Raw genomic sequence first — 24,778 nt, forward strand, 5'->3', positions numbered from 1 at the left:
CCGACGGCCGATCCTGCGCCCAGAGCTCTGATTACAGCGCATGACCATACCCGGTGTCGGATTCAACAGTAACACTCCTCGCTCGCGGCGGGTCGACCCGCCGATCCGAGCGGACGCGTCGAACCGTGCGACGGACAGCGATCGAGGCGGCGGCTGGACGAGGCTGTCGCCGGCTCGCCCACGGGAACGGAACGCGCGCTGCGGTTCGAGCGGGGTGCGTCGACGGCAGTGGCGGGGATTGCGGCGCTTCAAGGTGAACCGATGAGCATCGAGATCCGCGAGGCGAGCGATCCGGCGGCGTGGAACGGGTACGTCGAGCGCTCGCCGCAGGGAACGGTGTTCCACCGCGCGGAGTGTGTCTCGGCGCTTGCCGACCACGCCGACGGCCGGGCGCACCTGCTCGTCGGCTACAAGGGCCAGGAACCCGTGGGGATCTTCCCGGTGACGACACTCTCGAAGGCGAGGATCACGACGGCCTTTTCGCCACCGCCGGGGTTTCTGATCCCGTATCTCGGCCCGGCGCTCCTCTCGAACGGGAACCTGAAACAGCGCAAGGCCGAAAAGCGCCATCACCGGTTCGTCGAGGGCTGTCTTTCGTGGATCGAGGACCGCTACGCGCCCAAATACACGCACGTCCGGACCGCCTGTGGCTACGCGGACGTGCGCCCGCTCGCGTGGAACGGGTTCGACGTCACCCCACAACACACCTACGCGGTCGACCTCGGCGAGGACGAGGAGGAACTCCTGATGGGCTTCAGCAGCGACGCGCGGAGCAACGTCCGGAACGCCGACGACGACGCCTACGAGATCGACCTCGGCGGGCGCGAGGCGATCGAGCGGGTCGTCGACCAGCTCGACCGGCGCTACGACGAACAAAACGAGTCCTACCTCCTCGATGCGGGGTTCGTCACCGACCTGTACGACCGTCTCGGCCCCGAGTACGTCGAGCCGTACGTCTGTCGGGTCGGCGGTGAGTTCGTCGGCGGGATGATCGCGCTCGCGGACGACGAACGGGTGTATCGCTGGCAGGGCGGCGCGAAATCGACCGGCGACCTCCCGGTCAACGACCTGCTCGACTGGCGGATCATGCGCGATGCGATCTCGGCCGGCCGTCGGGAATACGACCTCGTCGGGGCAGACACCGAGCGTCTGAACGGCTACAAGGCGAAGTTCAACCCGTCGCTTCGGACCTACTACAGCACCGAGCGCGGGAGCCGCCCGATGCGGATGGTGGCCGGCATCTACAAACAGTTCCGCTGACCCGGAACCGATCGGTCATCCGTTGCTATCGCCCGTTATACCGGTTGTAGGCCGATCCTACGCCGGGTAGCTCGGTGCTACCCCTCGTACTCACGGCATAACAAGATGTAAACGAGATGTTGTGTGTGACGGAATGTCAGTTGAGTCACTCACACAGACCCGTTCGATCGGGGCGCGCGACCTCCTCGAGTGCGTTCCGGAACCCCTCCAGGCGCTCGTCCACACGGAACACCGACTGGAGAAAGAGGAGGTCTTCGATCTCCTCTACAACCCGCGCCGACGCGCCACGCTGCAGTTTCTGGCCCGGCGCGACCGACCCCGCTCGCTGACCGAACTCGTCGAGCTGATCGCCGCCGAGGAAAACGGCGTTCCGATCGGCGAGCTAGAGCGCCAGCAGCGACGGCGCGTCCACGTCTCGCTGTACCAGACGCACCTGCCGCTGCTCGACGACGTCGGCGCGATCGAGTACGACCGGGAGACCGGAGCGATCACACCCGGACCCTGTATGGACGAACTGCTCCCGTATCTCGACCTCCCCGGTGTGAGGCGGATCCCGTGGCGGTCGTACTACGGGCGCGTGCTGATGGGATATTGCTGTCTCGGGGCGGTCGTTCTCGGGGGCGTACTGAGTGCACTCTCGCTGCCGACGCTCGCGTTCGCGACGACGGTCCTGTTTCTCGGGCTCGCGCTGGTACAGGGGCGCTACTAGCACCGTGTACGGTGCCGTAAGCGACGGATAACAAGGCCGATTCTCGGCGAGAGCACGACAATGAGACGGGAGGGATACCGATGGCACTGACCGACCGCCCCGCCGATCGGCACCAGAAGACCGAAGTGACGCTCGCGATCGGCTATGCAGCGCTGGCCGTTGCGATCGTCCTCGCCCGTCTGAATCCGGCGACGGGCCACGAGGTATCGATCTACACGGCGACCCCGCCCGGCGTCTGGGTCGGGGTGGCGATCGCACTTTTGATCGCGCTGTTCGTGGCGCTGTACGCCGATTCGGGCCGGTTCAGGGCGCTCGCACTCGGCCTCGCCGGGCTGAGTGGCGTCGTCTTCGTCTCCCTGCCGGTGATCCGCGGGTACCGCTTTTACGGGCTGTACGACTCGCTGACCCATCTCGGCTGGGCCAACGACATCGCGAGCGGCGCGCTCGAACCGACCGGGCTGATATATCCCGGTATCCACCTCGTCTCGCTGTTCATCGCCACCGTCACGGGCTTTGCGACCTCGACGGCGATGTTGCTGATGGTCGTCTGCATGTTCACGGTCTTTTTGGTGTTCGTCCCGCTGTGTGTGTGGACGATCGTCCCGGGGCGAGACGCGCTGGTCGTCGGGACGTTCTCGGCGCTGTTGTTGTTGCCGATCACCCACATGAGCACCCACGTGAACCCCCACACGATGTCGCAGGCGATCCTCTTCTCGACGCTGCTCGTGTTCCTGCTTGTGCGCTTTCTCGCGACGCCGAACGACAGTCCGGCGCTTGCCCCGTTGTCGCTTCTCCTCGCGCTCGTCGCCGGGGTGGTCGTCGTCTTCCATCCCCAACTCTCCGTCCATCTGCTCGTGGCGTTCATCGGAATCTGTGCCTTCCAGTTGCTGTATCGGATCGTCGCGTCCAGCCGCGCGTTGCACATCTATCCGACCGTCTACGGCCACACCGTCTTCCTCACGGGCGTGTTCGTCCTCTGGTCGGCCAACCACGACCTCTTTTCGGGGATCGCCACGCAGGCGGCCTCCTCGGCGATCGCGTTCATCCTCGGGACGGGCACCCAGCAAGCCGGCGCGTCGATCGCCTCGCAGGGGTCGTCGCTGCTCGCAATCGGTGGAAGCCTCGGGGTCGTCTTCTTCAAGCTCTTCTTCGTGAGTCTGGTGTTCTGTGTTCTCAGTTTCGGGCTGTTTCTTGCGACGTTCAGTTCGTGGGGCAAGCGCGCCGGGTACACCTCGACGCAGATCCAGTACCTCTCTGCGGGCCTCGGGGCGCTCTTTCCGGTGTTCGTCTTCTACTACATCGGGACGCTCTCGGAGATGTACTTCCGGGTGTTCGGGCTGATGATGCTGTTCGTGACGATCCTCGGGGCGGTCGCGATCACGGTCGGTGCGAGAGGGCTCACGAACCGCTTCTCGCGGCGGTCGATCAAGCCGCTCGTGGCCGGCGTGTTCGTCGTCCTGCTCGCCCTTGCGCTCGTGGCCGCCTTCCCCTCGCCGTACGTCTACCAGCAGTCGCCCCACGTCACCCAACAGCAGATGCACGGCCACGCGCTGGCCTTCGAGAACCAAGAGGGTGACACCCGATTTGCCGGGGTACGACAGGGGCCCTACCGGTACGTCGACGCCATCGAGGGCGGCGGACGGACCAGCGAGCACAGCGAACAGGTCCCGGCCGAACGCATGCACGACGACTTACCGGCGTACTTCGAGGGTGATCGGTACGTGGTCGTCACGGAAGTCGACGAGCAACGCGAGGTCGAGGCGTATCACGAACTCCGGTACGCAGAGGAAGACTTCGCCGCCATCGAGGCTCAAGAGGGGGTCCACAACGTCCAGTCGAACGGGGAGTTCGACCTCTATATGGTCCCGGCCCAACGCGAGGCGAACGAGCCGCCCGCATGACGAACGACGACGGAGCAGGCCACGGGAACGGCGAACGGGCTGAACCCGCTTATACCCCGCCGCGACGAGCGGACACCGCTGAGATCGCGTTCGACCGATAGCGGGTGGCTAAGTGGACGTTACCACCTCGTTAGTAAGGCCCCTTCGACGCGATGAACCGTCCATGAACGTATCGACGACGGTTCAGCGAGACCTCCTGTACGTGATCGCCGGACACGAGGATCCCACCGAACGGACCCTCAAGCGAACGCTCGAGAGCTATTATCGAACGGAGATCCGTCCCGATCGCCTCGCGTCCAGTCTGGATGCCCTCTGCCAGCGGGGTCTCGTCGAGCGCGTCGACCGCGCTGAGACGAACTACTCGCTCACGAAACGGGGCCGTCACGAGATCGAGGCGCGCCGCGAGTGGGAATCGGGCTATTTCGATCCCAAACGGGAGAACAAGTGACCATCCCTGACGAGTGAGTTACGGTCGGCGGTCGTGCTGACCGTGGAGCTCACTGACACATTCCCTGCAGTAGGTGTAGACGGGGTCGTTCTCGGTTCGGCAGGCCCGACACCGCACCGCCGAGGGTGGGTCTTGCGCTCGATCCGAATCGGATGAGGGGTGTGTTCGGGTCCAACCGACCGGGGTCGGTGTCGTGTTCGACTCGTCGTCCGTCCCGCCTCGTCCCTGCCCGAGACAGTAGTTTCCCACCACGTAAAAGAACGTACAGGCGAACAGGACGACGAGCAGTTGGCCGGTGGGTGCCATACTCTATCGTGATGTATGTTATCACAGCGTATAGAAACCTTCGATTCGACCCCCTCTCGGGAGCCCCGATTCCGATCCACCCCGGACGAGCAGGGAACCGATCGTTCACGCGGTCGGCTCGACGTTCTGGTTCATCCGGAACAGGTTGGTCGGGTCGTACTCGTTCTTGCATTCGACCAGCCGGTCGTAGTTCTCACCGTAGGCGAGTTCCTCTTGGCCGCTCTCCTCGCTGATGAAGTTCACGTAGACGCCGCCGGTCGCGGACGGTGCCATGGCGTCGTAGAACTCCCGGGCCCACGCGATACACTTCTCGTCGTCCGCGGGGTCCTCCCACCGGGTGTGGACGTTCATCGCGTACTCGGCGTCACGGTGGGGATAGGCGGTCGCGTCGGCCGGAACCCGGGCCATCGCGCCGCCGATCTGCCCGAAGAAGATCTCCGAGAGCGGCGAGGGGAGTTCGGCCGCGTACTCGACGGCGGTGTCGATGGCCTCGTCCGGGAGTTCGTGGAAGTTGTGGGACTTCCAGTAGTTGCGGGCTCCCTCTGTGAGCAGCGGATCGAACGACTGCTGAAACGTCGCATACTCGTGGGGACTGACGGCGTCGGCGATCGGATCGCCGTACTCGCGGATCGGGGCCAGCACCTCTTCGCCCTCCTCAATGTCGCCCGCGTAGAACGCGACCACGATGGCGACGCCGACCCCGTGGACGTCCTCCGGGAGGAACGCAAGCGGCGGCGCCCCCCGAAGGACCGCCCAGACGGACGACTCGTCCGGCGCATGGGCGTTGAAATCCCGCAGGTTCCGCAGGACCTCGGGCGCGTCCTCACCCCGGTAGACGATCGGCCCACAGAGCACCTCGGGGCCGACCTCGTGGAGGTCGAACTCGAAGGAGGTGACGATACCGAAGTTCCCGCTTCCGCCGCGGATCGCCCAGAAGAGGTCGGGGTTCGTTTCCTCGCTCGCGTCGAGGAGGTCGCCCGCGGCGGTGACGACGTCGGCCGAGCGCAGGTTGTCGACCGTCATCCCGTACTTGCGGGTGAGCCACCCGAAGCCGCCCCCGAGCGTGAGCCCCGCGACGCCGGTCGTCGAGTTGATGCCCAGCGGCGTCGCGAGGCCGAACGCCTGGGCCTCGTGGTCGAAGTCGGCCAGCGTCGCGCCGGGTTCGACGCGGGCGGTCTTCGTCTCCGGATCGACCCGAACCGAATCCATCGCCGAGAGGTCGATCACGAGGCCGCCGTCACAGACCGCCTTGCCGGCGATGTTGTGGCCACCGCCCTTCACCGCGACCAGCAGGTCGTTCTCGCGGGCGAACTCCACGGCCCTCATCACGTCCGCGACACCCTGACACTGAGCGATGTAGTCGGGAGTCCTGTCGATCATGCCGTTCCAGATCGACCGGCCCTCGTCGTAGCCCGGATCGTCCGGTCCGAGCAGGGCCCCACGAAGCCGAGCGTCGAACTCGGTAGCGATGCTCCCCGTCACAGGTGTGTCTTCGGTAGCCATCCCGTCCCTATTTCGTTCCCCCTGTCCATGTAGTTTGTTGACATTCATCATACTCTACGACGAATAACCGTAACGAACGGTAATCCGGAGGGAGACTGATGGCAGAGCGGGTCGTCGCGACCGTCCTGTTGGCCACCGGGTCGCGTGGATCGGGCGTCGTCGGTACCTCCGGGAGGGCGTTCGAGATCCTTCGCCGGGGTGAGATCCGATCACCCCTGACCGATCATGCCTCCTCGCGGCCACCGATACTTTGATAACTATTCGTGTTATAAAGTAACATGGGTCAGCACACATACACCGTGATTCCTCTGGCTGGCCCGGGTCACGTGGTCGTCGACCCCGTCACCAGGGACGTGACCCGTCGCCGTTTTCCGCGTCCGATAGTCGGTGCTCGGGGCCATCCCGTTACTCGGGTGGGCCGAATCCGTACTCCGACTTCCGACACATGATATATTCGTAAGGAGAGAGATTGATAACGACTGCGAGCGTATAGCCGGTGTTATGCACGATCTGACTGGCTTCCAACGGGACCTCCTCTACATCATCGCCGGGTTGGACGAACCCCACGGTCTCGCGCTCAAGGCCGAACTCGAGGAGTACTACGACAAGGAGGTCCATCACGGACGGCTGTATCCCAACCTCGATACCCTCGTGGACAAGGGGCTCGTCGAGAAGAGCCACGCCGACAAACGGACGAACATCTACGCGCTCACCGACCGTGGGCGCCGGGAGATCGACGCCCGCCGGGATTGGGAACGACAGTACCTCCCGTCCGGACTCGCCGCTTGAGATCCCCGAGGTACCGATTCCATAGCGAAACGAGCCAAAAACACTATAACGATTGGCGATCGTAATCGAACCGTAGGAGGTGCCTCTGGCTGTGGAAACAGCGTACACTTCCTACGTGGATGAACTCGGAGACGGACTGAGCACCCGTCTTCTTTCTTGCGGGTACCGGAGTTCGGCGTTCGAAACGACCGACGATACCGTCGGATCGCACCTACTGGGATGGACACGCGATCCGTCCGCACGGACGTTCTCGCGGAAAACACAAAGGCTATGTGAACCTGCTCACTGCCACCGGTATGGACGGGTTCATCGAACTGCTGATCCACGGCCTCCTTCTGGTCGGATACGGTGTGCTGACCGTGGTCCTGACCGCCGTGAGTACGTTCGTCGAATACAACAGCTATCTGAGCCTGAGTACGGGTGAGAGTCTCCTCGGGGGCTGGATGGCACTCATCGGTCTGCTCGTGTTCGTATTCGCGTATTTCGTCCTCCGGGATAAGGTCGTCGCGGAATATCGGTACCTCGTCGGGTAATCCTCCCCGGGAGGGCGGTGGTCCACTACCGGGCAGATCTCCGTCTCATTCCGAATGCGCCCCCTCGAGGTCCGCGACCGATGGTTTCGGGATGACCCGTCGGACCAACTGCTGGCGTCGATCGTTCCGTGGCACGTATTCGCTCGCGTAGTGACCGGACCCGTCGAGATAGTCGCGTCGGAGATACGGTCCGTGAAGGGTCTCCGGACGACCGTCGGCACAGTCACAGCTCTCGCTGCCACATTCGATGAGCTGCCAGGAGAACGATCCGAGGAGGTCGCCGATCGCCTCGTTCGTCCGCTCGTTGGCCCCGAGGGTCGAAAGCACCGCTTGCCCCGTCGTTTCCGAGAGCACGACGCTCGGGAGGTCCACATCCGAACGCCGCCGACGCCTGTAGGCGATCACGTCGTCGATCCACTCCCGAAGGGCCTCGAGCGTTTCGACCTCCCGGTTCGGGAGTTCCTCGCACACGTCCGCCGAAAGCGCTTGTTCGGCTCGATCCGGTGGCAACGGCGGAGTATGTCGGTCCATACCGGCCGAGACGCCCTCCACTCCCATTGTAACTCGCTCCGAACACCGTGAAACTGTTTCGCACACAGTCGATCGAACGGGGCTCTCACGCGCGAGAGTCCTCGATATCGAAGGGTTCGGCGTGAAACGGTGTTCTACCCGGCGTTCGCGAGACGGGCCGCCGCACACGGCGCGACGATCGTTCGCGCGGTCACCGAACCGTCACGGCGACGCCGACCGACAAAATACGGGGTCGGACGGGACGGTAGGGTGCGACTGCAGACCTCCCGTATGGCGTATGTGTCGGATAACAATCACTCATGTAGTCGATAGTACCGGTCGACCCTCATGACTCAGAACCGACGCAGGTTTCTCGCCGCCGTCGCCGCCATCGGCGTCGCGGGATGTACTGACAGCACAAACGAACAGGCGGACGTCAATGGCGGTGACCCCACGGAATCCGATACCGACGCCGCATCGGAGTACGAGGTGGCCCGCGAGACCACTGAAGAGCCCCTGTTCGACTTCCGGGATATCGAGGAGTGGGACGCGGTGTCGGGAACCCTCGCTCCCGACGAGTCCGCGTTCGTCACCGGCGATCGTTCGGCCCGTCTCGATGGGGCGCACGCCCCGGTCCTCCGGATCGAACGGAGCGGTCTGGACCTCGACCTCACCAAGCGGCGGTTCTCGATCGTCAGCCGGCTTCACTCCACCGCCCCGTCGGAGGCGTTCGATATCGTCGCGACCGACGCGGACGGCAACGATATGCAGTTTCGAACCCGGTTCTTCAAGACCGCCGAGGACACCGAGTTCATGCCGCTCGATCTCGGGATCCACGAGTGGGACGAGACGGTCGACCTCGCCGCGATCGACACCCGCCGGATCCAGATCCGGTTCGGCGAGGAAACGAGCGGCACGCTCTGGGTGGATTCGATCCGTCTGGAACCGATACCGGAGACGCCGAAGCTCATGGTCCAGTGGGACGACGGCTTCGCCTCCCAGTACACGAAGGCGCTCCCGATCCAACACGAGTACGACATCCCGTCGACGACGTTCATCAACACCGCAAACCTCGGCGGGGACCGCCTGACGGTCGAGCAGCTCGACGACCTGCACGACCACGGCTGGGAGATCGGGAGCCACCTCATGACCCACGAGAACCTCCGGGAACTCCCCCAGCGAGAACAGGAGTCCCAGATACGGGGGGCAAAGGAGTGGCTCGTCGACAACGGGTTCGAGGAGAGCGCGGCGTTCCTCGCGTACCCATACGGCACGTACGACCAGTCGAGCTACGATCTGGCCGAGGAGCACCACACCTACGCGATGGTCGGCGGTAATCCCGGCTACGGACTGCCCCGGAGTCCGGCCCACCTCGGGCGGTCCTCCGAACGCACCCTGCCGGCGGCGCGGACGTACGTCGACACGCTGGTTCGGTGGGGTGGGACCGGCGGGCTGTTCTGGCACGAGATCCCCGCCGAGACGCCGGTCGCGGAGTTCGACGCGATCATGAGCTACATCGGCGACCGGTGTGACGCCGGCGAACTCGACGTGATCACGCTCTCGGAGCTGGCCGACCTCCAGGGACGGTAGCTCGAACCATCGGATCGTCGGGGGCGAAATCCGGACCATCCCGGTGAAAGGCGACGAATAACTATCGACGCTGTGCCCGTATCCTCCGGGTATGCGTTCGATCGAACTCCCCGTGAACTGCCCTCACTGTACCACGAGAGCCGTCGTCGACTGCGATCCGTCGCGGTTCGCTGCTGACCGCTCCGATCGGCTCAAAGGGACGGCTATCGACTGCCGTGGCTGTGAGAACGAATTCGATCTCTACTACTACTGACGCGCTCGGGTAGAATAGGCCGTGCCATCTCGATCCCGTATCATCGGCTTACGCCGTTCGCTCCCGGTCCACCCGATCGGTAGGCCACGATCTCGATCCGCTCGGCTGCTAACGTCCATATACTACTATGGCTGGCGCGTCATGGCGAGTTCATGCACGACCTGACGGGATTCCAACGTGACCTTCTGTACGTCGTCGCCGGCTACGACCACCCCAACGGGCTCGGGATTAAACGGGATCTCGAATCGTATTACGAACAGGAGATCCATCACAGCCGGCTGTATCCCAACCTCGACACGCTCGCCGACAAAGGACTCGTCGAGAAGGGCGAGCAGGACCGGCGAGCAAATTATTACTCGCTGACAAGACGCGGGTGGCGCGAGATCGAGGCGCGCCGCGAGTGGGAGTCCGAGCAGCTGCCCGATCGAGAAGAGGCGATCGATCAGTAGCCGTCCGATTCGGTCACGGCGCTCGTCTCCGTCGCCGGACCGAATCCGAAACGCAACGCATGGGGCGGGACGAACAGGTGTGGGTCAAACGAATCAGGGTGGGATCGTTCGGACCGTGTTCGGGTGCCGCCCCGTTCTCCCATCGGGTGGCCAGCACCACCAGTACTGTCGGCTTATCGTCGACGCGGGACCGATCCCCGAACGCGCAGATCGGTAAACACGCGGTATCACGAACGGGCGGCGAAACACCCGGCCGCACCGGTCACTCGGGGGACTCCGACTCCATCGCCACGGTCGAGCGGGCGATGGCGGAGTGACCGAGCAGAATCGCACCGAAGACGAGCAAAACGAGCAGGAACAACGCCACGTCCGGAACGGCGGAGAAGGGAAACACCGCGAGTTGATTCAGACCGAGGACGCTCACGCCGCCTGCACCCCCCAGCATGTAGAGTCGATGCCACAGCAACGTTCCGCCGTGGGAACGATTGAGATACCCCTCTATGTAACGGTAGTCCGGACCGAGCTCGACGGTCCCCCTCGGTTGGTTGTACTCGACGATGCCCGCCCGGTCGAGCTTCGGAAGGTGTGTCTGATACAGCGAGACGTACGCGCGCTTTCGGTCCCGGTGTGTGATATAGGCGTCCTCGTCCTCGCTCTCCCAGTTCGCGAGCTCTTCGGCGAGTTCGCTCAGTTCGACGACGCTCTCCTGGTCGCTCAGATACCCGAGTACGTACCGGCGACGGCGGTTCCGGAGGATGTCGAAGACGTCGTCCTTCGTGGGTTGCTCGCCGGACCGGGACGACCGGAGACGTGCCTGTAGCGACTCGTAGCCCGGAAGCTGTGTGATCCCTTCGAGTATCGTTTCGTCCGGCTCTGTCGGTTCGTTCGCGTTCGGTTCCTCGGTCGTGTCGGTGTAGGTCTCGTAGCTCATTTGAAGTGGTGTCTCATTGTCACCTTCCCTCGCTGAACTACCTACTCGCTAGGGGACAATAAACAGCGACTGTCATATTCAGTCGTTGTGAATCGTATGGGCGTTTCTCATGGATCGAAAACGCTAATATACAGTCGAGCAAGTGAGAAATCATCACGTCCTCGATCGGCGCCTACCGATCTACACGGTCTATCCCGGCCGAATACCCGCGTTAGAGTGGAGTTCCGATCCTGCCGAACCGACCGGCCGTTCCTGAGCCGATCCCGGAACCCGCCAATAACACCCCCCATACCGACAGCCGTACCCGCTTGATCGTTGACCGGTCGCTGATCCCGCTATGGGATCGACAGACGTGGCTTCCGGTAACATACACCTACTACCGCTAACGCGGGCATAACAAGCATCACCTAGCCACACCGTCCGTCATGGTCGGTCGTGTCGTCCGACACGCCGATCGAATACCATGACCGATGATCTCTCGGTGCTCGTCCTCGCGAACCACTCGGATGCGGGTCGGTTCGAGCGCCACTACGGGCCGTTAGCCGATGTAACGGGCGAGACGAAACTGCTCTGTCTGAACGACGGGGCGAACGTCGAGAACGCCGAGACGGTCGTCGTCCCGACGTTCGGCCATCACGTTCTCGGCCTTCTCGCGCTCTCGATCCGGGCGCTGTACGAGGGCCATCGCGGCGAGTACGACGCCGTCGTCTCCGTTTCGCTGTTTCCCTACGGCTGTCTCGCGCTGGCGCTGAAGGCGCTGTATGGCTATCCCGCCCACCTCGGGATCATCGGTATCGACCTCGATCACCACGCCGAGGCGTGGTACGGGGCGTTCCCGCGTCGGCTCCTTCACCGCTTCGATACGCTTTCCGTACCGGGTCCGACCCACGTCGAGAAGCTCCTTGAACTCGGGCACACGCGAAACCGCGTCTGCATACTGACGAACGCCGTCGATATCGAAACGTACGCACCGGCCGACGGCGAACCGACCTACGACTACGTTTGGGTCGGGCGTTTCAGCCCCGAGAAAGATCCCTTGCTGTTCGTGCGGGCACTCGCGGTGCTGGCACGGGACGGCGAGGAGTTCCGCGCGGCGATGCTCGGTTCGGGCCGCCTCGAAGGCGAACTCCGCGAGCGCATCGAGGCGGATGGCCTCGCCGAGGCGATCGATCTACCCGGCTGGGTCGAGTCGCCGATCGAGTACTACCACCGCTCGCGGGTGTTCGTCTCGACCTCGCGGCGGGACGCGCTCCCACTGACCCTGATCGAGGCGATGTCCTCGGGGCTGGCCTGCATCGCCCCGCCGGTCGGGTCGATTCCCGACGTCGTCGAGGACGGTCACAACGCGGTACTGCTTGCCGAGCGCGATCCCGAGACGATCGCCGCGACGCTGCGAGAACTCCGGGCGAATCCGAACCGAACCGACCGGCTCGGAAAACGGGCAACGGCGGTCCGCTCGGAGTTCTCCTACGCCAACGCCCGCGAGGACTGGCGGCGTATTCTCGACGTACTCGTCGAAAGGTGTTGAATAACCAACTGTTAATCGTCAGTTCTAGTCATATGTGATGTCGATAAACTAGCACTATATTTTTATTAAACTAGCGTTCTAAACGCGGAAACGGACGTTACGGCCGGTTCTCGACAGGATACCGTCTCCAAACTGAGAACAGTAGTATGTCTGTAAAAAATACTGTCTACTAGAGAACATTAACCGATATGGATACATTATCATTCCGTTCAAAAATAATGTCTGACGCCGGATGTGGGGTGCGTCTCTCGGTTCCCGTCCGTAGGGATAGGATAACAAGGCACGAGGACGCCGACCGAAACCGTATCGTCACGGGGTCTCAGGCCTCGGCGACGTCCCCTACACTATGTCCGATGTTCGCCTCACGACCGTTCCCGCCCGTCGATCCGCCGCCGTGGTCGCCCTCCCCATCCACGCCGAACCGTCCCGTTCCGATCGCGATCCCAGCGGGCCCGAGGGGGCAGACGAATGAGCCAGCAGCGGGTCGATCCCCGGACCGTCACCGACCGGTGTGAGACCGCACTCGCGTGGGCGCGGGAGAACGAGTATGCGGGGTGGGACCCCTACGACGGCCTCAGCTCGCCGATCCTGCCCGACAGCAACTGGCTGTTCCGGCTCTGTAGCCTGCACGCCGTCAGAATCGCACCGCTCAACCTCCGGCCGCTGGTCGGGATTCCGAAGGAACGAAACCCGAAGGGGATCGCCCTGTTCGTGCTCTCGTTTCTCGACCTCTACGAGGTGACCGGCGACGAGAGTCACCTCTCGGAGGCGACACGGCTCCTCGACTGGTTACTCCACAACACCTTCCCCGACTACGCCCAGCCGAGTTGGGGCTACAACTTTGACTGGCAGAACGGCCGGGAGTTCTTCTTGCCGGCGTATCACCCCTCGGTCGTCGTGAGCGTCTTCTGCGGGCGGGCCTTCCTCAGGTACTACGAGGTCACCGGCAACGAACGGGCGCTCGAGATCGCCGACGACGTCACCCGGTTCGTTCGGTGTGAGATCGGTCAGGAACGGGCCGACGGCCATCGGGTGTACGCCTACACGCCCTACGACTCGTTCGTGGTGGTGAACGTCAACGCGCTCGCGGCGAGTTTCTTCGCGGAGGTGGCGGCCCACACCGACGACGACGGACTCGGCCGCCGGGCGGACGAACTCATGGAGTTCGTCTGCGCCCAGCAGATCGAGAGCGGAGCGTGGTACTACTCGAGTCCCCCGGAGCGATCGCACATCTCCCACGACAACTTTCACACCGGCTTCGTGATCGAATCGCTCGACCGGTACATGGCGGCCCGCTCGCCGACCGAGGATGTCGAACGGGCCTATACCCGTGGACTGGAGTTCTATCGCGACGCCCTCTTCGAGTCGGACGGCGCACCCCGGTACGAACACGATACGCCCTACCCGCGCGACGTCCACGCCGCCGCCCAGGCGATCGTCACGTTCGCCCGCCCGCGCGCCGAGAGTCACGACCTCGCAGCGCGCGTCCTCGAGTGGACGCTCTCGAACCTCTATGACTCGCAGGGGTACTTCTATCGACACCGCGGTCGGCTGGTGACCGACCGGACGCCCTACATCCGCTGGAGTCAGGGCTGGATGTGTTTCGCGCTGGCGTCGTACCGCCGTCTGACGACGAAACCGTGGCAGTCGACCGCCGAGCAGCGGTAGGGCGCGGATAACAATGCGCGATTCCGGCGATTGTAGCGACCGTGAATATATCGTCTACTAAGACAACGGGGGAATCGGCACCCGCCACCGCAGGCGGGAGACGGGTCGCGTGGGTCGACCTCGTCAGCCCCTCGCATCCCTTCTTCTTCGAAGGGCTGCTCTCGGGGCTCTCGGGGCTCTCGGTCGAGCCGACGGTCCGAAAGAAGACCGAAACCGTCGCGCTGGGCCGGGCGGCGGGGTTCGACGGCCGGGTGATCGGCCGGGATTTCGGGACGCCAACGCTACGGAAGGCCGGGATCGGGATCCGTACGGCGGAACTCGCGCTCCGGATGCCCCCGTGTGATGTCTCGCTGTCGGCCCGCAACGCGATGTGCGTCCTGGCCTCCCACTGCCGGGGGGTGCCCTCGATCCACTTCACGGACAACGACATCACGGCCTACGCCGACGGGCTGGTCGCCGAACGCCTCTACAATCGGATCGAGGCGAGCGCGACCCACAGCGTCGTGCCCGAGGCGTTCCGGACCGAGGAACTGATCCGGTGGGGGATCGATCCCGATCGGGTCCACACCTACGACGGCTACAAAGAGGACGTCTCGGTCGCCTGCTTCGAGCCCGATCCGGCGTTCCCCGAGCGCCTGCCCATTGAGGACTACCTTGTCGTCAGACCCGAGGCACTGAGCGCGGCCTACGTCGACGAGAGCGAGGGGACGCTCGTGTTGGACCTGCTTGACGGGGCGCTCGCGCGGGGCTACGACGTCGTCTACCTCCCCCGGGACCGGGGTGACGCGCGCCTCGCTCGGGGCTATCCCGACGACCGGGTGTTCGTCCCCGACGGGACGGTTGACGGGCGCGATCTGGCGTGGCACGCCCGGTGTGTGCTGACCGGATCGGGCACGATGGCACGGGAGGCGGCATGTATGGACAAACCCGCTGTCTCCTTCTTCCCGGGGCCGCTGCTCTCGGTCGACCGCCGACTCCGCGAGGAGGGGCGCCTCGTCCACTCGCGTGACCCACGGGAGATCCTCGGGTATATCGACTCGCTCGACGGTCGCGACACGAGACCGGATCGGGACCGTTCGAGGGCGGTGCGGGCCGAGATCGCGGCCCTCACCGCGGAGCTGATCAACGACCTATGATCCTGCTTGACCGGATCCGACGGGCGATCAACGACCCGTCGTTGGTGTCGGCGTTCGTGAAATGGAAAATCAGTGAGATGACACTACTCGCACGCCAAGGACGCGTGGGCGCGCTCGCGAGCTATGCCGTCGCTGGGGTGACCGGCCGGCGTCCGTACGACTACTACCTGCGCCATCTGGTGCGCACAACCGAGGGACAGCCGGTGTGCTCCATTGAGGGCCTCGAGATGTCGCTCGATCTGACCGACGACGGGATCTCACGCGAGTTGTTCCTCTATCGCACCCGCGAGCAGACCACCGTCGAGTGTTTCCAGCGCGAACTCCGGGCGCTCCGGGCGGAGGTCGAGGGGCCGATCCACGTCCTCGAGATCGGGGCCAACATCGGCTACTTCGCGCTGATCGAGGCCCGCGCGCTCGGGGATCGCGCGGAGATCCACGCCTTCGAGCCCGACGCGCGGAACCTGCCGTTGCTCTGCGAGAACATCGCGCGAAACGGCTACGCGGAGCGGATTCACGTCAATCCGGCCGCGATCGGTCCGGTGAGCGGGCGCGCGCTCCTCCAGCGCTCCTCGCACTCGAACCGCAACCGGCTGGCCTCCGACGGCGGCGTGGCCTACGCCGAGGCGCTCTCGCTGACCGGCGAGACGCGACCCGTCGACGTCTGGTCGGTCGACGACTACCTCGCGGACAACGGGATCCCCTCCGAGTCGGTCAACGTCGTCCGGATGGACGTTGAGGGCTACGAGACCGAGATCGTTCGGGGGATGGAGTCGGTCCTGGCCGCCAGCGGGCCGCTCGTCCTGTTCGTCGAGATCCACCCCCACCTCCTGAGCGACGCGGAGTACCACCGGTTCGTCGCGACCCTCGACGCCGCCGGCTTCGAGGTGGTCGACGTAATCTCCGAGCGGATCACCGCCCGACCGTTCGACGGCAGCCTCGATGTCGAGCGGTTGCTCGACCTCCGCGACGTGAAACAGAGCGGGTACAAGCTCGTCGCCAAGCGATCGGCGTAACGACCGCTCGGTCGTGTCGTGATCGGCGGTCCGTTCGAACTGATAAAAAGCGGTCGAGCCCGAGGACCGTCACATCGGACGACGGTCGCCGTCGTGTGTCGCCCGACTGAACCGGCGATCCGCGGGAGTCGTTCGGTGAGCCATGTGGGTTCGAGAGCGATTCGATTTCGATGTCGGACAGACGTCCTCGCGCACGCGGGCATCGGGCGGCGCGAGGAGCGATTCGGGTACCGACTCGTGACCGTCAACCGTGGGTCCGATCCGTCCCACGGTACCTGTTGGGAGGTGCGTTGAGGAGGTTGTTATTGGCGTCGTACCTTGTTCGTCACTGCATACCACGAACGGTCGGCACCGTAACCGGAGGTTACGGGCGCTCCGCCTGTCTAATCGCCTCCCGAGTCGTGTTCCACAGATCTGCGAGGAACGGTCGCGGGTCGTCGAGCGAGCAGTAATCGAACTCGGGATGTGTGAGGACCGATCGCACCACGGCCGCGAGTTCCGAGCCGAGCGCCGGCCGTTCGCCGGGCGAACCGTCGTCCCGAAGGAGGCTCAGGAGGTAGACCAACTCGCCGCGGAGGACGTGGCTCGAAACGCCGACCTCGTAGGTCGGTGGGCGCTCGACGGGATCGCCCGCCGCGAGTCGGTAGTAGTGGTACGGGAAGTCGACGCCGGCGTGGATCGCGAGCGCGAGCGAGCCCCAAAATCGGGGGTTTACCTCCATGAGCGTGAGCGCTCCGGTACGGGGATCGCGCTTGAACTCGACCATCGCCGGGCCGTGCCACTCGAGCGCCTCGAGCACCGCCAGCCCCGCAGACCGGCTCTCGGGATCGTCGACGGCGACCCGGTAGACGCTCGCGCCGCCGGTGTAGTGGTAGCTTCGGACCCGCCGGTGTTGGAACGTTGCGAGCGGGGTTCCACGATCGAACAGGGCGAAAAAGCCGACCTCCTCCGTTCCGGGGACGTACTCCTGGACGAGCGGGGTGTGGTGCATCCCCTCGCGGAACGCGTCGCGGTCCGGTTCTGTCCCGCCGGGGAGGAGTCGGACCTCGGGACTGTCGGCCCGTCCGTCCACCTCGAGGACGGTGTAGCGGGGCTTGACCACCGTCGGGCCGTCCCATCTGTCGTACTCCGCAAGGGTCGTCGTCCGAGGGACGGTGAGGCCGGCGGCCCGAGCGACCTCGAACAGCCGGAGGCGGTCCTGTGCCGTTTCGACCGTCTCGGAATCGGGCCACAGGGTGGCGATGTGCGGGGAGAACTCCTCCCGGCGCGTCGCGAGGACGTAGACGTCCGCCTCCGTCAGCGGAACAATCGTCAAGACGTCCGGACGTCTCGAAAGTGATAGCAAGGCATCGCCGTAGCCCGCGAGATCCACCGCGGGCGCGGGGACGCCCACCCGCTGGTCACAGTATTTCGACGCACCCGCGGGACTCCAGCCGTGGTCGGCGACGATCGTTCCGATGCCGTGTCGGCCGAGCGACCGAACCGCGGCGGTGCTGCTCGGCGTGTCGATCCCCGGGACGATCACGCTCACGAGTCGATCACCCGGGCTAGCTTCTCGACCGCGTCGGTGACCTCGTCGAACACCCGCCGAAACGTCTCGGCGTCCTTCCGATGGGGGTCCTCGATCTCGTAGGCGTTCGGCTCGCCGTCGGCGCGTTCGAGGAGGGGTTTGAGGTAGTAGACTTTCCCGAGCGAGTCGCCAAAACGCGAGGCGAACGCGTGGTAGTTCCGGGCGTCCATGACGAAGACGAGGTCGTTTCGATCGACCTGCTCGCGTCCCACGGGCGTCGAACGGTGCGTCGAGAGGTCGATCCCGTACTCCGCTGCGGTCTCGACGGAGAGAGCGGGACTTTCACGCCCCGTCCTATCGAGCAACCCCGCCGACTCGGCTCGAACCCCGGTGCCGTCGATCCGTGCGCCGAGGGCGCGTTCCGCGAGCGGGCTCCGACAGACGTTGCCGGTGCAGACGAACAGCACGCGGCTGTTCGGGCCGATCGCCCGCCGGATCCGCGCGGGGTCGATCGGGCGGGTCTCGCGACCGGACCGGACCGCCAGCCGATGGCGTTCGATCCCCAGCCGAGTTCGGCCGTCCCGGAGGTACGAACTGAGCATACGATGAGTCCGATACGGTGCCTGCGATCCATAGTTATCCCCTCGTTGCGCTCCGGTCGACCGCACCATCTGGCGTTCTGAATACCCGATATGGCCCGCGATCACGCCGTAAGCCCGCGATAACGATACCTGTCGCCGAGAGAGGCATGAGTGCCCGCTGACGCGGCGCTCTCCAGCGGACGACGGCACGACCCATGACCTACGACGACTATCTCGCCGGTAAGAAAGTCATCCTGACGGTGGCAACGACCGGCGGCGTCCACGGCAAGGACGCCAACCTGAACCTCCCCGAACAGCCCGCGGAGATCGCCCGCGACGTCCGCGAGTGCGAGCGCCTCGGGGCGTCGATCGCACACGTCCACGGGCGCGACGAGTACGGCGAGAACTCCGCGGCGCACCTCCAAGCGGTAAACGACGCCATCCGCGACCACTGCGAGGACGTCATCATCCAGAACACGACCGGAGGCCAGAGCGCCTACGAGTCGCGCGTTCGGGGGATCAGGACCGATCCGCCCCCGGAGATGGCGAGCCTCGACATGGGGCCGTTCAACCGCGGGCAGCACATCATCACCGAACACACCCGCCACAACATCGAGTCGCTTGCGCGCGAGATGCGCGAGCGGGGGATCAAGCCCGAACTCGAGGCGTTCAACAACGGCCATCTGAACGAGACCCACCGGCTGATCGATCTCGGGTTGCTCGAGGAGCCCTACTACGTCAACCTGATCTTCGGGGGCGGTACGTTCTCGATGCCCAGCCCGCGAAACCTGCTGAACCTCGTGGACAACCTCCCCGAGAACGCGGAGTTCAACGTGCTCGCGACCGGACGCCACCAGCTCCCGCTGACGACGATGGCCGTCCTCCTCGGTGGTCACGTCCGGGTCGGCATGGAGGACAACCTCTACTTCGAGCGGGGCCGGCCCGCAGAGAACAACGCCCAGCTCGTCGAGCGCTCGGTCGAAGTCATTGAGCGCCTCGGCCGCGAGATCGCCACACCCGAGGAGGCCCGTTCGATCCTCGGGATGGACTGAGACGTATCCCCCACATAACAAACGTGCTCGGCCCGGTAGCGCGCCCATGGTCTGTCCGTACCTCGAATACCGAACCCACGACGAGTCCCACGAGTTCGACCACCCGCGGGCGTACTGCGGGGCCTCGGAGGCGTTCGTCTCGCCGATGCAAGCCGACGTCTGTAACGACCGCGATCGCTTCGATCACGCCAGCTACTGTAGCGTCTATCGGCGACTCGTCGCCGAGATCGAAAGCGGGGACGACTAACGGGCGTCCTGCTCGCAGAACGACAGCGACCAGTTTTCGGGTTCCAGCAGGCTCACTCCGTTGACTTTCCACTCGGAGAAGGCCTCGTCGCCGAGCTCGTGTGCGACCAGCAGGTTCGGACGTGCCAGCCACGACAGCGGCGGCCGGTCGTCGCGACGGAAGCCGGCGGCCGCGAGGATGCCCTCGGGGATCGCCCGGCCGCTGTAGGCGAGCAGGTCGGCATCGTCCGCATCCTCGACGATCCGCCCTACGAGCGCCGCGAACGCGTCCCGCCGGTCGTCGGTTCCGGCCATTGGGACGGCCTCCGCGAGCGTCGTGACGGTCGCGCCGTCGATCCGTCGGGTGCCGGTGACGATCCCGGCGACCGGCCCCTCGGCGTGGGCGACGTAGGTCCGATACTCCCACTGGGGGTTTCGGAACCGCCACGCGTAGAACTCCGGCGTTCGCTCGGCGTGGATCCCCGCCGGTGGCCCGGCCTCGTACAGCGCGGCGAGCGTTTCGGCGGGTGTCGTGGCGTGGCGCGTGACGGAGATCCCCGAGTCGGACGACAGCGAGAGGCGAGCGCGACCGTCGAGGTACGCCCGCGCCAGCGGCGTCGTCGCCGAGACGCCAACCGCGGCGGGGCCGTCGACTCGCCCGTCGGCGAGGGCGGCGGGGTTCTGGACCCGATAGGCGACCGGAAACCGCCCGATTACGCGCCCGCCCAGTGTCCGGTAGCCGGGCAGGGAGTTCTCGTTGGGGTGGTTGAACCCGAAGGCCGTATCGAGCGCGGCGTAGTACTCGACCGTCCGCTGGGTCATCCGGGTGAACAGCCCCCGGCGGCGGTGGTCCGGATGGACCATCGTGTCCCCGAAGCGGATCGCCTCGACGGTCCGGTCGCCGACACGCATTCGAAACGGTACACACGGACGCGCTCCGACCAGTTCGCCGTCGTGGGTGGCGACGACGATCGGGACGTATCCCGCCGCCGGGTTCTCCGTGTACTTCCACTCGAACCACTCCTCGCTGCCGTCGCCGAACGTCTCGTCGTAAAGCGAAATGAACGCCGCCTCGTCGAGCGGTTCGAAGAGTCGGAACGCGTAGCGATCAGCCTGCCCCCCCGTCTCGACTGATTGGGCCATACCACCGCCACACCCCGTCGGCAGATTGTTATCCGTCCCCTAGTTAGGTATTCGGTCCTTGCAGCCCCTCGCGAGGTAAATCGACGTCTCTGCGCTTGAGTTTCGGGTCCGTCCTGCCGGTAGGAACGGGGTTACAAAGTCACCCTCGTTCGATGTAAGTCGTATAATGGGAACGGTCGTCCTCTCGATCGACGCCGAGCTAGCCTGGGGGTTTCACGACCTCTCCGACCCGCCGCGCGAACGGATCGCGGCCGCAAGACCGGCGTGGTCGCGCCTGCTCTCGATCCTCGAGGAGTTCTCGGTTCCGGCGACGTGGGCGATTGTCGGCCACCTGTTTCTCGAGGAGTGTGACGGCCTGCATACCGGGCATCCCGGCTCGCCGGAGTGGTTCGTCCGCGACCCCGGCGGGACCGCGAGCGAACACGACGACTGGTTCGGGCCCGACCTCGTCCGGGCGGTGCGAGACTCGCCCGTTGGCCACGAGATCGCCTGCCACAGCTTTTCGCACGTCCAGTTCGGGGATCCCGAGACGACACGGGAACTCGCGGCCGCGGAAGTCGAAGCGAGCATCGAGGCGGCCGACGGGACTGGTATCGAGCTTCACTCGTTCGTCTTTCCCCGGAACAAGGTCGGCCACCGCGACGTGCTTGCCGCCTACGGCATCCGGAGCTATCGCGGCGTCCGTCCCCGACAGTGGTTCGATACGTCCCGCGCGCGTCGTACGGGCAAGTTCCTCGATGCGGCGCTCGTGCGCAGCCCGCCCCCGCTCGTCACACCGACCGTCGACGAGTACGGTCTCGTGAACCTCCCCGCCTCGCTCGACCTGTTCGGGTTCGAGGGGCTCGCACGGAGGGTCCTCACGTCGACCATCGGGGATCCGGTCGTCCGACAGGCGAAGGCGGGGATCGACCGTGCGGTCGAGGACGATGGCGTCTTTCACTGCTGGCTCCACCCAAACAACCTCCTGACCGAGCGCGACGTCGAGCGCCTGCGACGGGTCCTGTCGTACCTCGCGGCACGACGCGAATCGACGACGCTCACGGTCGAGACGATGCGAACGGTGAGCGAGCGTGTCGATTCCGTGGGAACGTGCCCGACGACGGGCTAGCGCAGCGCCGAGACTGTCTCACGAACGTCGAGCAGGCCACAGAGCGAGGACAGGGACAGCCAGACGAGACCGCCGAGTCCGACGATGGCGAACAGCCAGAAGACGTTCGTGATATACGGGGTGAAAAACAGGACGACCCCACACATTCCGGCGGTGACGAGACAGACGAGGCCGACGCTTCTCGCCAACCGATGGATCGACAGGCCGAGTTCGCGGTGGATGATGTAGACGTTGAACAGGACCATGATCGTGAAGCCGAAGACGGTCGAGATCGCCGCCCCGACCACGCCGATCCACGGGATCAACAGCAGGTTGAGCAGGAAGTTGAGGACGGCCGTCGAGCCCTTCGAGATCGCGCGCGCCCGCGCTCTGCCGAGGTAGTCCAGCCCGTCGTTGGTGATCTTGTCGATCGCCTGCAGGACGACGAAGCCGCTCAACACCTGCATGACCGGAACCGCGCCCAGATACTCCGCCCCGAAGACGAAGCGGATCGTCGGTTCAGCGACGATGACGAGGCCCGCGGCCGCGGGAATGTACAGGAGGACGACGTACTCGAAGGTGGTCTCGTAGATGCGCGCGGCCGACGCGGAATCGCCGCTCGCCTTGTGCTCGCCGTAGGTCGGCGCGACGGTGAAGCCGAGCGAACTCGCCGGCGCGATGACGAAATCGGCGATCTGTTTCGCGAGCGTGTAGTAGCCCACGGCGACCGGGGTGAGGAAGACGCCGATCAGGATCGTATCCGCCTGCTTATAGAGCACGTTCGCCCCGCCGGTGGCCGTCAGGGGAACGCTGTACTCGAGGATGCGCCGCGGGAGGTCGTGGCCGACCTCGCTTGCACGCTCGTAGCCGCCCACGAGCCGGAAGACGACCACGAACCCCGCCACACACGCGAGTCCGTACCCGACGATGTAGCCCAACAGCGCGCCGACGACCCCGCCGCCCAGTGCCAGAAACAGCAGGATGAAGGTGATGAGACTCACGTTGCCGACGATCCCGACGGCCGCGCTCAGCTCGATCCGGTTGAAACCCTGCAGGACGTGCGAGAGGTAGGACCGAAGCGTCTCGAAGGCGACGTAGCCCAGTCCGAACACCAGCAGGGACGCGAGCGCCGGTTCGCCGACAAGGCCGGCGATCTCCTCGTTGAACAGCGTGATCGTCCCGCCGACGAGCAGGATCGAGACGCCGAGGTACAGAAGCGAGGTGCGGACGATGTGGGGTACCTGCCCCGGGTCTTTCTCGCGGTACTCGGCGACGTAGCGGGCGGTCGATTTCGCGATCCCGAACTGGCTGAACAACAGGGCCACGCCGAACACCGAGACGGCGAGAAAGAGCAGGCCGTACTCGTCGGGGTCAAGGAACTCCCGGGCCAGCAGGACGATCACCAGCCCGTTCGCGACCACGCGGACGCCCTCGGAGACCAACTGGGCTTTCAATCCGCCGAGTATCTTCTTTGAGACTGACATGGTTGTGGGAGGGGTGCGAGGACCGTTCGGCCGGGCGATCGGGCGGTCGGGTGGGGCGGTTTCAGTCGGTCATCGCGATCTCGGCGGGCTGGTCTGCGGCCTCGCGCAGTTCCTCCATCAGCCGGATGGTCCACCGGGCCTCCGAGAGGGGGACCGGCATGTCGAGGTCGTGCTGGAGGGCATATGCGGTGCGGTCGATCTGGTACTTGTGGGGGTCGATTTTCGTTTTCGGCTCCCACTCGTCGCTGTAGCTGGCGTGAGCGACGAGTTTGGCGTTCTTCGCGAGCCCCGCCAGTTGGCCTCCGGCGTACTTCAGGTTCTGTTTGACCTTGCCGATCGACGAGTTCTTGTAGTCGCCCTCGACCCGGTGGACGACCTGCAGGATCATGTCGATGATGAGAGAAGCGTCCTCGCCGTGGACCTGTATCGTCCGGTTCTGTGCGCCCCCGGCGAGCATCGTCGCGCTGCAGAGTGCGCCCTCCGCGGTGGCGTACTGGACCTGCGCCGAGTCGTAGTCGAACCGCCCCCCGTAGTCGCCGTAGCAGCTCGTCTGCGCGCTGATGTCGTCCTCGCTGCGGGGGTAACCCCCGGCTCCGAGCGTGAGATACAGCGGGTGGGGAAGCCCCTCCTCGAACTCCCCTCCGGGGAGGTCGAACACCCAGGTTCCCCGGTTTGCCTCGTCCGGACGAGTGTGACCGGTGTAGACGAGGTCGATGCCGCGGATCGCGCCGATCTCGCCCGCCCGAATCCGGCGGCGCGCCTCGCGCATCGCGGGGTCGAAAAGGTGTTGGTGGACCGGGGAGACAGGGACGCCGTACTCCCTCGAAAGCGCCGCGAGTTCGTCGAGTTCGGCGACCGTCTCAGTCGTCGGTTTCTCGACTAACACCGGTACGCCGGCACGGATCGCCTTCTCCGCGAGTGGGAGGTGGGTCTGGACCGAGGTACAGATGTGGATCCAGTCGAGATCCGCCGAGTCAAGGAGGTCGTCCATGTCGAAATACGAGTCGGTCCCGTACTTCTCCGCGGCGGTCCTCGCCCGTTCCTTATCGATGTCACAGACCCCGACGAGGTTCGTCCGTGGGTTGCCTGCGAGCGCCGAGAGGTGGCTGTCCGAGACTTCGCCCGCACCGATCACCGCTGTGTCGACGGCCATAGTCGCTCGGACCATC

The 24,778-nt window shown here is 65.1% G+C and carries 28 protein-coding genes; 18 read left to right on the top strand and 10 right to left on the bottom strand.

The window, feature by feature from the left end; genetic code table 11:
- The first annotated feature begins 261 nt into the window (after window positions 1-261).
- From HAPAU_RS10765 to HAPAU_RS10780, 4 genes are all read left to right on the top strand, one after another.
- Window positions 262-1,260: a lipid II:glycine glycyltransferase FemX gene (locus HAPAU_RS10765; RefSeq protein ID WP_066382472.1), complete on the top strand. Its 999-nt coding sequence runs from the start codon at window positions 262-264 to the stop codon at window positions 1,258-1,260.
- A 133-nt stretch (window positions 1,261-1,393) separates the two neighbouring features.
- On the top strand, window positions 1,394-1,969 hold the full coding sequence (locus HAPAU_RS10770; RefSeq protein ID WP_245634078.1) for a DUF7344 domain-containing protein: 576 nt from the start codon (window positions 1,394-1,396) through the stop codon (window positions 1,967-1,969).
- 80 nt (window positions 1,970-2,049) lie between these two features.
- Window positions 2,050-3,870, top strand: coding sequence for a hypothetical protein (locus tag HAPAU_RS10775; protein ID WP_066382475.1), 1,821 nt, complete (start codon window positions 2,050-2,052; stop codon window positions 3,868-3,870).
- Between the two features lie 163 nt (window positions 3,871-4,033).
- A complete protein-coding gene (locus HAPAU_RS10780) occupies window positions 4,034-4,318 on the top strand; it encodes a hypothetical protein (protein ID WP_066382477.1) in 285 nt (94 codons plus the stop codon).
- A gap of 18 nt (window positions 4,319-4,336) precedes the next feature.
- Here the strand turns inward: HAPAU_RS10780 and HAPAU_RS10785 are convergent, their stop codons facing one another.
- Together HAPAU_RS10785 and HAPAU_RS10790 are read right to left on the bottom strand one after the other, a co-directional pair.
- A complete protein-coding gene (locus HAPAU_RS10785; protein ID WP_066382483.1) occupies window positions 4,337-4,624 on the bottom strand; it encodes a DUF7577 domain-containing protein in 288 nt (95 codons plus the stop codon).
- A gap of 105 nt (window positions 4,625-4,729) precedes the next feature.
- Window positions 4,730-6,127 (bottom strand): FAD-binding oxidoreductase, encoded by a 1,398-nt coding sequence (locus tag HAPAU_RS10790; RefSeq protein WP_066382485.1) that lies wholly within the window; start codon window positions 6,125-6,127, stop codon window positions 4,730-4,732.
- Window positions 6,128-6,225: 98 nt separating this feature from the next.
- Here HAPAU_RS10790 and HAPAU_RS20940 point away from each other — a divergent pair, with 98 nt between their 5' ends.
- From HAPAU_RS20940 to HAPAU_RS10800, 3 genes are all read left to right on the top strand, one after another.
- Window positions 6,226-6,381 (top strand): hypothetical protein, encoded by a 156-nt coding sequence (locus tag HAPAU_RS20940; protein WP_157078452.1) that lies wholly within the window; start codon window positions 6,226-6,228, stop codon window positions 6,379-6,381.
- 247 nt (window positions 6,382-6,628) lie between these two features.
- Window positions 6,629-6,916 carry a PadR family transcriptional regulator gene (locus HAPAU_RS10795; RefSeq protein ID WP_066382487.1) on the top strand — a complete coding sequence of 96 codons (288 nt, stop codon included), beginning with the start codon at window positions 6,629-6,631 and terminating at the stop codon, window positions 6,914-6,916.
- A gap of 296 nt (window positions 6,917-7,212) precedes the next feature.
- A complete protein-coding gene (locus HAPAU_RS10800; RefSeq protein ID WP_066382489.1) occupies window positions 7,213-7,449 on the top strand; it encodes a hypothetical protein in 237 nt (78 codons plus the stop codon).
- Between the two features lie 45 nt (window positions 7,450-7,494).
- Here HAPAU_RS10800 and HAPAU_RS10805 read toward each other — a convergent pair whose 3' ends face one another.
- The gene (locus HAPAU_RS10805) at window positions 7,495-7,980 is read right to left on the bottom strand and encodes a hypothetical protein (RefSeq protein ID WP_157078453.1); all 486 of its coding nucleotides are present in this window, start codon (window positions 7,978-7,980) and stop codon (window positions 7,495-7,497) included.
- Window positions 7,981-8,307: 327 nt separating this feature from the next.
- Here HAPAU_RS10805 and HAPAU_RS10810 point away from each other — a divergent pair, with 327 nt between their 5' ends.
- The 3 genes from HAPAU_RS10810 (at window position 8,308) to HAPAU_RS10815 (ending at window position 10,251) form a co-directional block, all read left to right on the top strand.
- The gene (locus HAPAU_RS10810; RefSeq protein WP_066382491.1) at window positions 8,308-9,549 is read left to right on the top strand and encodes a polysaccharide deacetylase family protein; all 1,242 of its coding nucleotides are present in this window, start codon (window positions 8,308-8,310) and stop codon (window positions 9,547-9,549) included.
- A gap of 91 nt (window positions 9,550-9,640) precedes the next feature.
- A complete protein-coding gene (locus HAPAU_RS21660) occupies window positions 9,641-9,802 on the top strand; it encodes a hypothetical protein (protein WP_169802643.1) in 162 nt (53 codons plus the stop codon).
- Window positions 9,803-9,954: 152 nt separating this feature from the next.
- On the top strand, window positions 9,955-10,251 hold the full coding sequence (locus HAPAU_RS10815; RefSeq protein ID WP_066382492.1) for a PadR family transcriptional regulator: 297 nt from the start codon (window positions 9,955-9,957) through the stop codon (window positions 10,249-10,251).
- A gap of 262 nt (window positions 10,252-10,513) precedes the next feature.
- Here the strand turns inward: HAPAU_RS10815 and HAPAU_RS10820 are convergent, their stop codons facing one another.
- On the bottom strand, window positions 10,514-11,182 hold the full coding sequence (locus HAPAU_RS10820) for a DUF7344 domain-containing protein (protein ID WP_066382494.1): 669 nt from the start codon (window positions 11,180-11,182) through the stop codon (window positions 10,514-10,516).
- A 463-nt stretch (window positions 11,183-11,645) separates the two neighbouring features.
- Between HAPAU_RS10820 and HAPAU_RS10825 the strand changes: the two genes are divergently transcribed.
- From HAPAU_RS10825 to HAPAU_RS10840, 5 genes are all read left to right on the top strand, one after another.
- Window positions 11,646-12,710, top strand: coding sequence for a glycosyltransferase family 4 protein (locus HAPAU_RS10825; protein WP_066382500.1), 1,065 nt, complete (start codon window positions 11,646-11,648; stop codon window positions 12,708-12,710).
- 346 nt (window positions 12,711-13,056) lie between these two features.
- The gene (locus tag HAPAU_RS22790; protein ID WP_281177882.1) at window positions 13,057-13,182 is read left to right on the top strand and encodes a hypothetical protein; all 126 of its coding nucleotides are present in this window, start codon (window positions 13,057-13,059) and stop codon (window positions 13,180-13,182) included.
- A complete protein-coding gene (locus HAPAU_RS10830) occupies window positions 13,179-14,378 on the top strand; it encodes a hypothetical protein (protein WP_066382502.1) in 1,200 nt (399 codons plus the stop codon). The genes HAPAU_RS22790 and HAPAU_RS10830 overlap by 4 nt, the downstream gene beginning before the upstream one ends.
- 41 nt (window positions 14,379-14,419) lie before the next feature.
- Window positions 14,420-15,514, top strand: a complete 1,095-nt coding sequence (locus HAPAU_RS10835) for a DUF354 domain-containing protein (RefSeq protein WP_169802644.1) — start codon at window positions 14,420-14,422, stop codon at window positions 15,512-15,514.
- Entirely contained in the window at window positions 15,511-16,527 is a 1,017-nt protein-coding gene (locus HAPAU_RS10840; protein ID WP_066382506.1) for an FkbM family methyltransferase, read from the top strand. The genes HAPAU_RS10835 and HAPAU_RS10840 overlap by 4 nt, the downstream gene beginning before the upstream one ends.
- Before the next feature lie 69 nt (window positions 16,528-16,596).
- On the opposite strand, the gene HAPAU_RS10845 is transcribed toward HAPAU_RS10840, so the two are convergent.
- From HAPAU_RS10845 to HAPAU_RS10855, 3 genes are all read right to left on the bottom strand, one after another.
- Entirely contained in the window at window positions 16,597-16,797 is a 201-nt protein-coding gene (locus HAPAU_RS10845) for a hypothetical protein (protein WP_066382507.1), read from the bottom strand.
- Between the two features lie 94 nt (window positions 16,798-16,891).
- Complete coding sequence (locus HAPAU_RS10850) at window positions 16,892-18,058, bottom strand: carboxylate--amine ligase (protein ID WP_066382508.1); 1,167 nt, start codon at window positions 18,056-18,058, stop codon at window positions 16,892-16,894.
- Window positions 18,055-18,639 carry an arsenate reductase/protein-tyrosine-phosphatase family protein gene (locus HAPAU_RS10855; RefSeq protein ID WP_066382509.1) on the bottom strand — a complete coding sequence of 195 codons (585 nt, stop codon included), beginning with the start codon at window positions 18,637-18,639 and terminating at the stop codon, window positions 18,055-18,057. Before HAPAU_RS10855 ends, HAPAU_RS10850 begins: the two co-directional genes overlap by 4 nt.
- Before the next feature lie 194 nt (window positions 18,640-18,833).
- On the opposite strand from HAPAU_RS10855, the gene HAPAU_RS10860 reads away from it, so the two are divergent.
- The gene (locus HAPAU_RS10860; RefSeq protein ID WP_066382511.1) at window positions 18,834-19,670 is read left to right on the top strand and encodes a BKACE family enzyme; all 837 of its coding nucleotides are present in this window, start codon (window positions 18,834-18,836) and stop codon (window positions 19,668-19,670) included.
- A gap of 46 nt (window positions 19,671-19,716) precedes the next feature.
- A complete protein-coding gene (locus HAPAU_RS10865) occupies window positions 19,717-19,917 on the top strand; it encodes a hypothetical protein (protein ID WP_066382513.1) in 201 nt (66 codons plus the stop codon).
- Here HAPAU_RS10865 and HAPAU_RS10870 read toward each other — a convergent pair.
- Entirely contained in the window at window positions 19,914-21,038 is a 1,125-nt protein-coding gene (locus HAPAU_RS10870) for a GNAT family N-acetyltransferase (RefSeq protein WP_066382515.1), read from the bottom strand. The two genes, HAPAU_RS10865 and HAPAU_RS10870, sit on opposite strands and share 4 nt — an antisense overlap.
- A gap of 166 nt (window positions 21,039-21,204) precedes the next feature.
- Here HAPAU_RS10870 and HAPAU_RS10875 point away from each other — a divergent pair, with 166 nt between their 5' ends.
- Window positions 21,205-22,146 carry a polysaccharide deacetylase family protein gene (locus tag HAPAU_RS10875; protein WP_066382517.1) on the top strand — a complete coding sequence of 314 codons (942 nt, stop codon included), beginning with the start codon at window positions 21,205-21,207 and terminating at the stop codon, window positions 22,144-22,146.
- On the opposite strand, the gene HAPAU_RS10880 is transcribed toward HAPAU_RS10875, so the two are convergent.
- The gene (locus tag HAPAU_RS10880) at window positions 22,143-23,609 is read right to left on the bottom strand and encodes a flippase (protein ID WP_066382519.1); all 1,467 of its coding nucleotides are present in this window, start codon (window positions 23,607-23,609) and stop codon (window positions 22,143-22,145) included. The genes HAPAU_RS10875 and HAPAU_RS10880 overlap by 4 nt on opposite strands.
- A gap of 61 nt (window positions 23,610-23,670) precedes the next feature.
- Complete coding sequence (locus HAPAU_RS10885) at window positions 23,671-24,762, bottom strand: Gfo/Idh/MocA family protein (RefSeq protein ID WP_066382521.1); 1,092 nt, start codon at window positions 24,760-24,762, stop codon at window positions 23,671-23,673.
- Between the last annotated feature and the right edge of the window lie 16 nt (window positions 24,763-24,778).

Source organism: Halalkalicoccus paucihalophilus (genome assembly GCF_001593955.1).
Taxonomy (GTDB): Archaea; Halobacteriota; Halobacteria; order Halobacteriales; family Halalkalicoccaceae; genus Halalkalicoccus; species Halalkalicoccus paucihalophilus.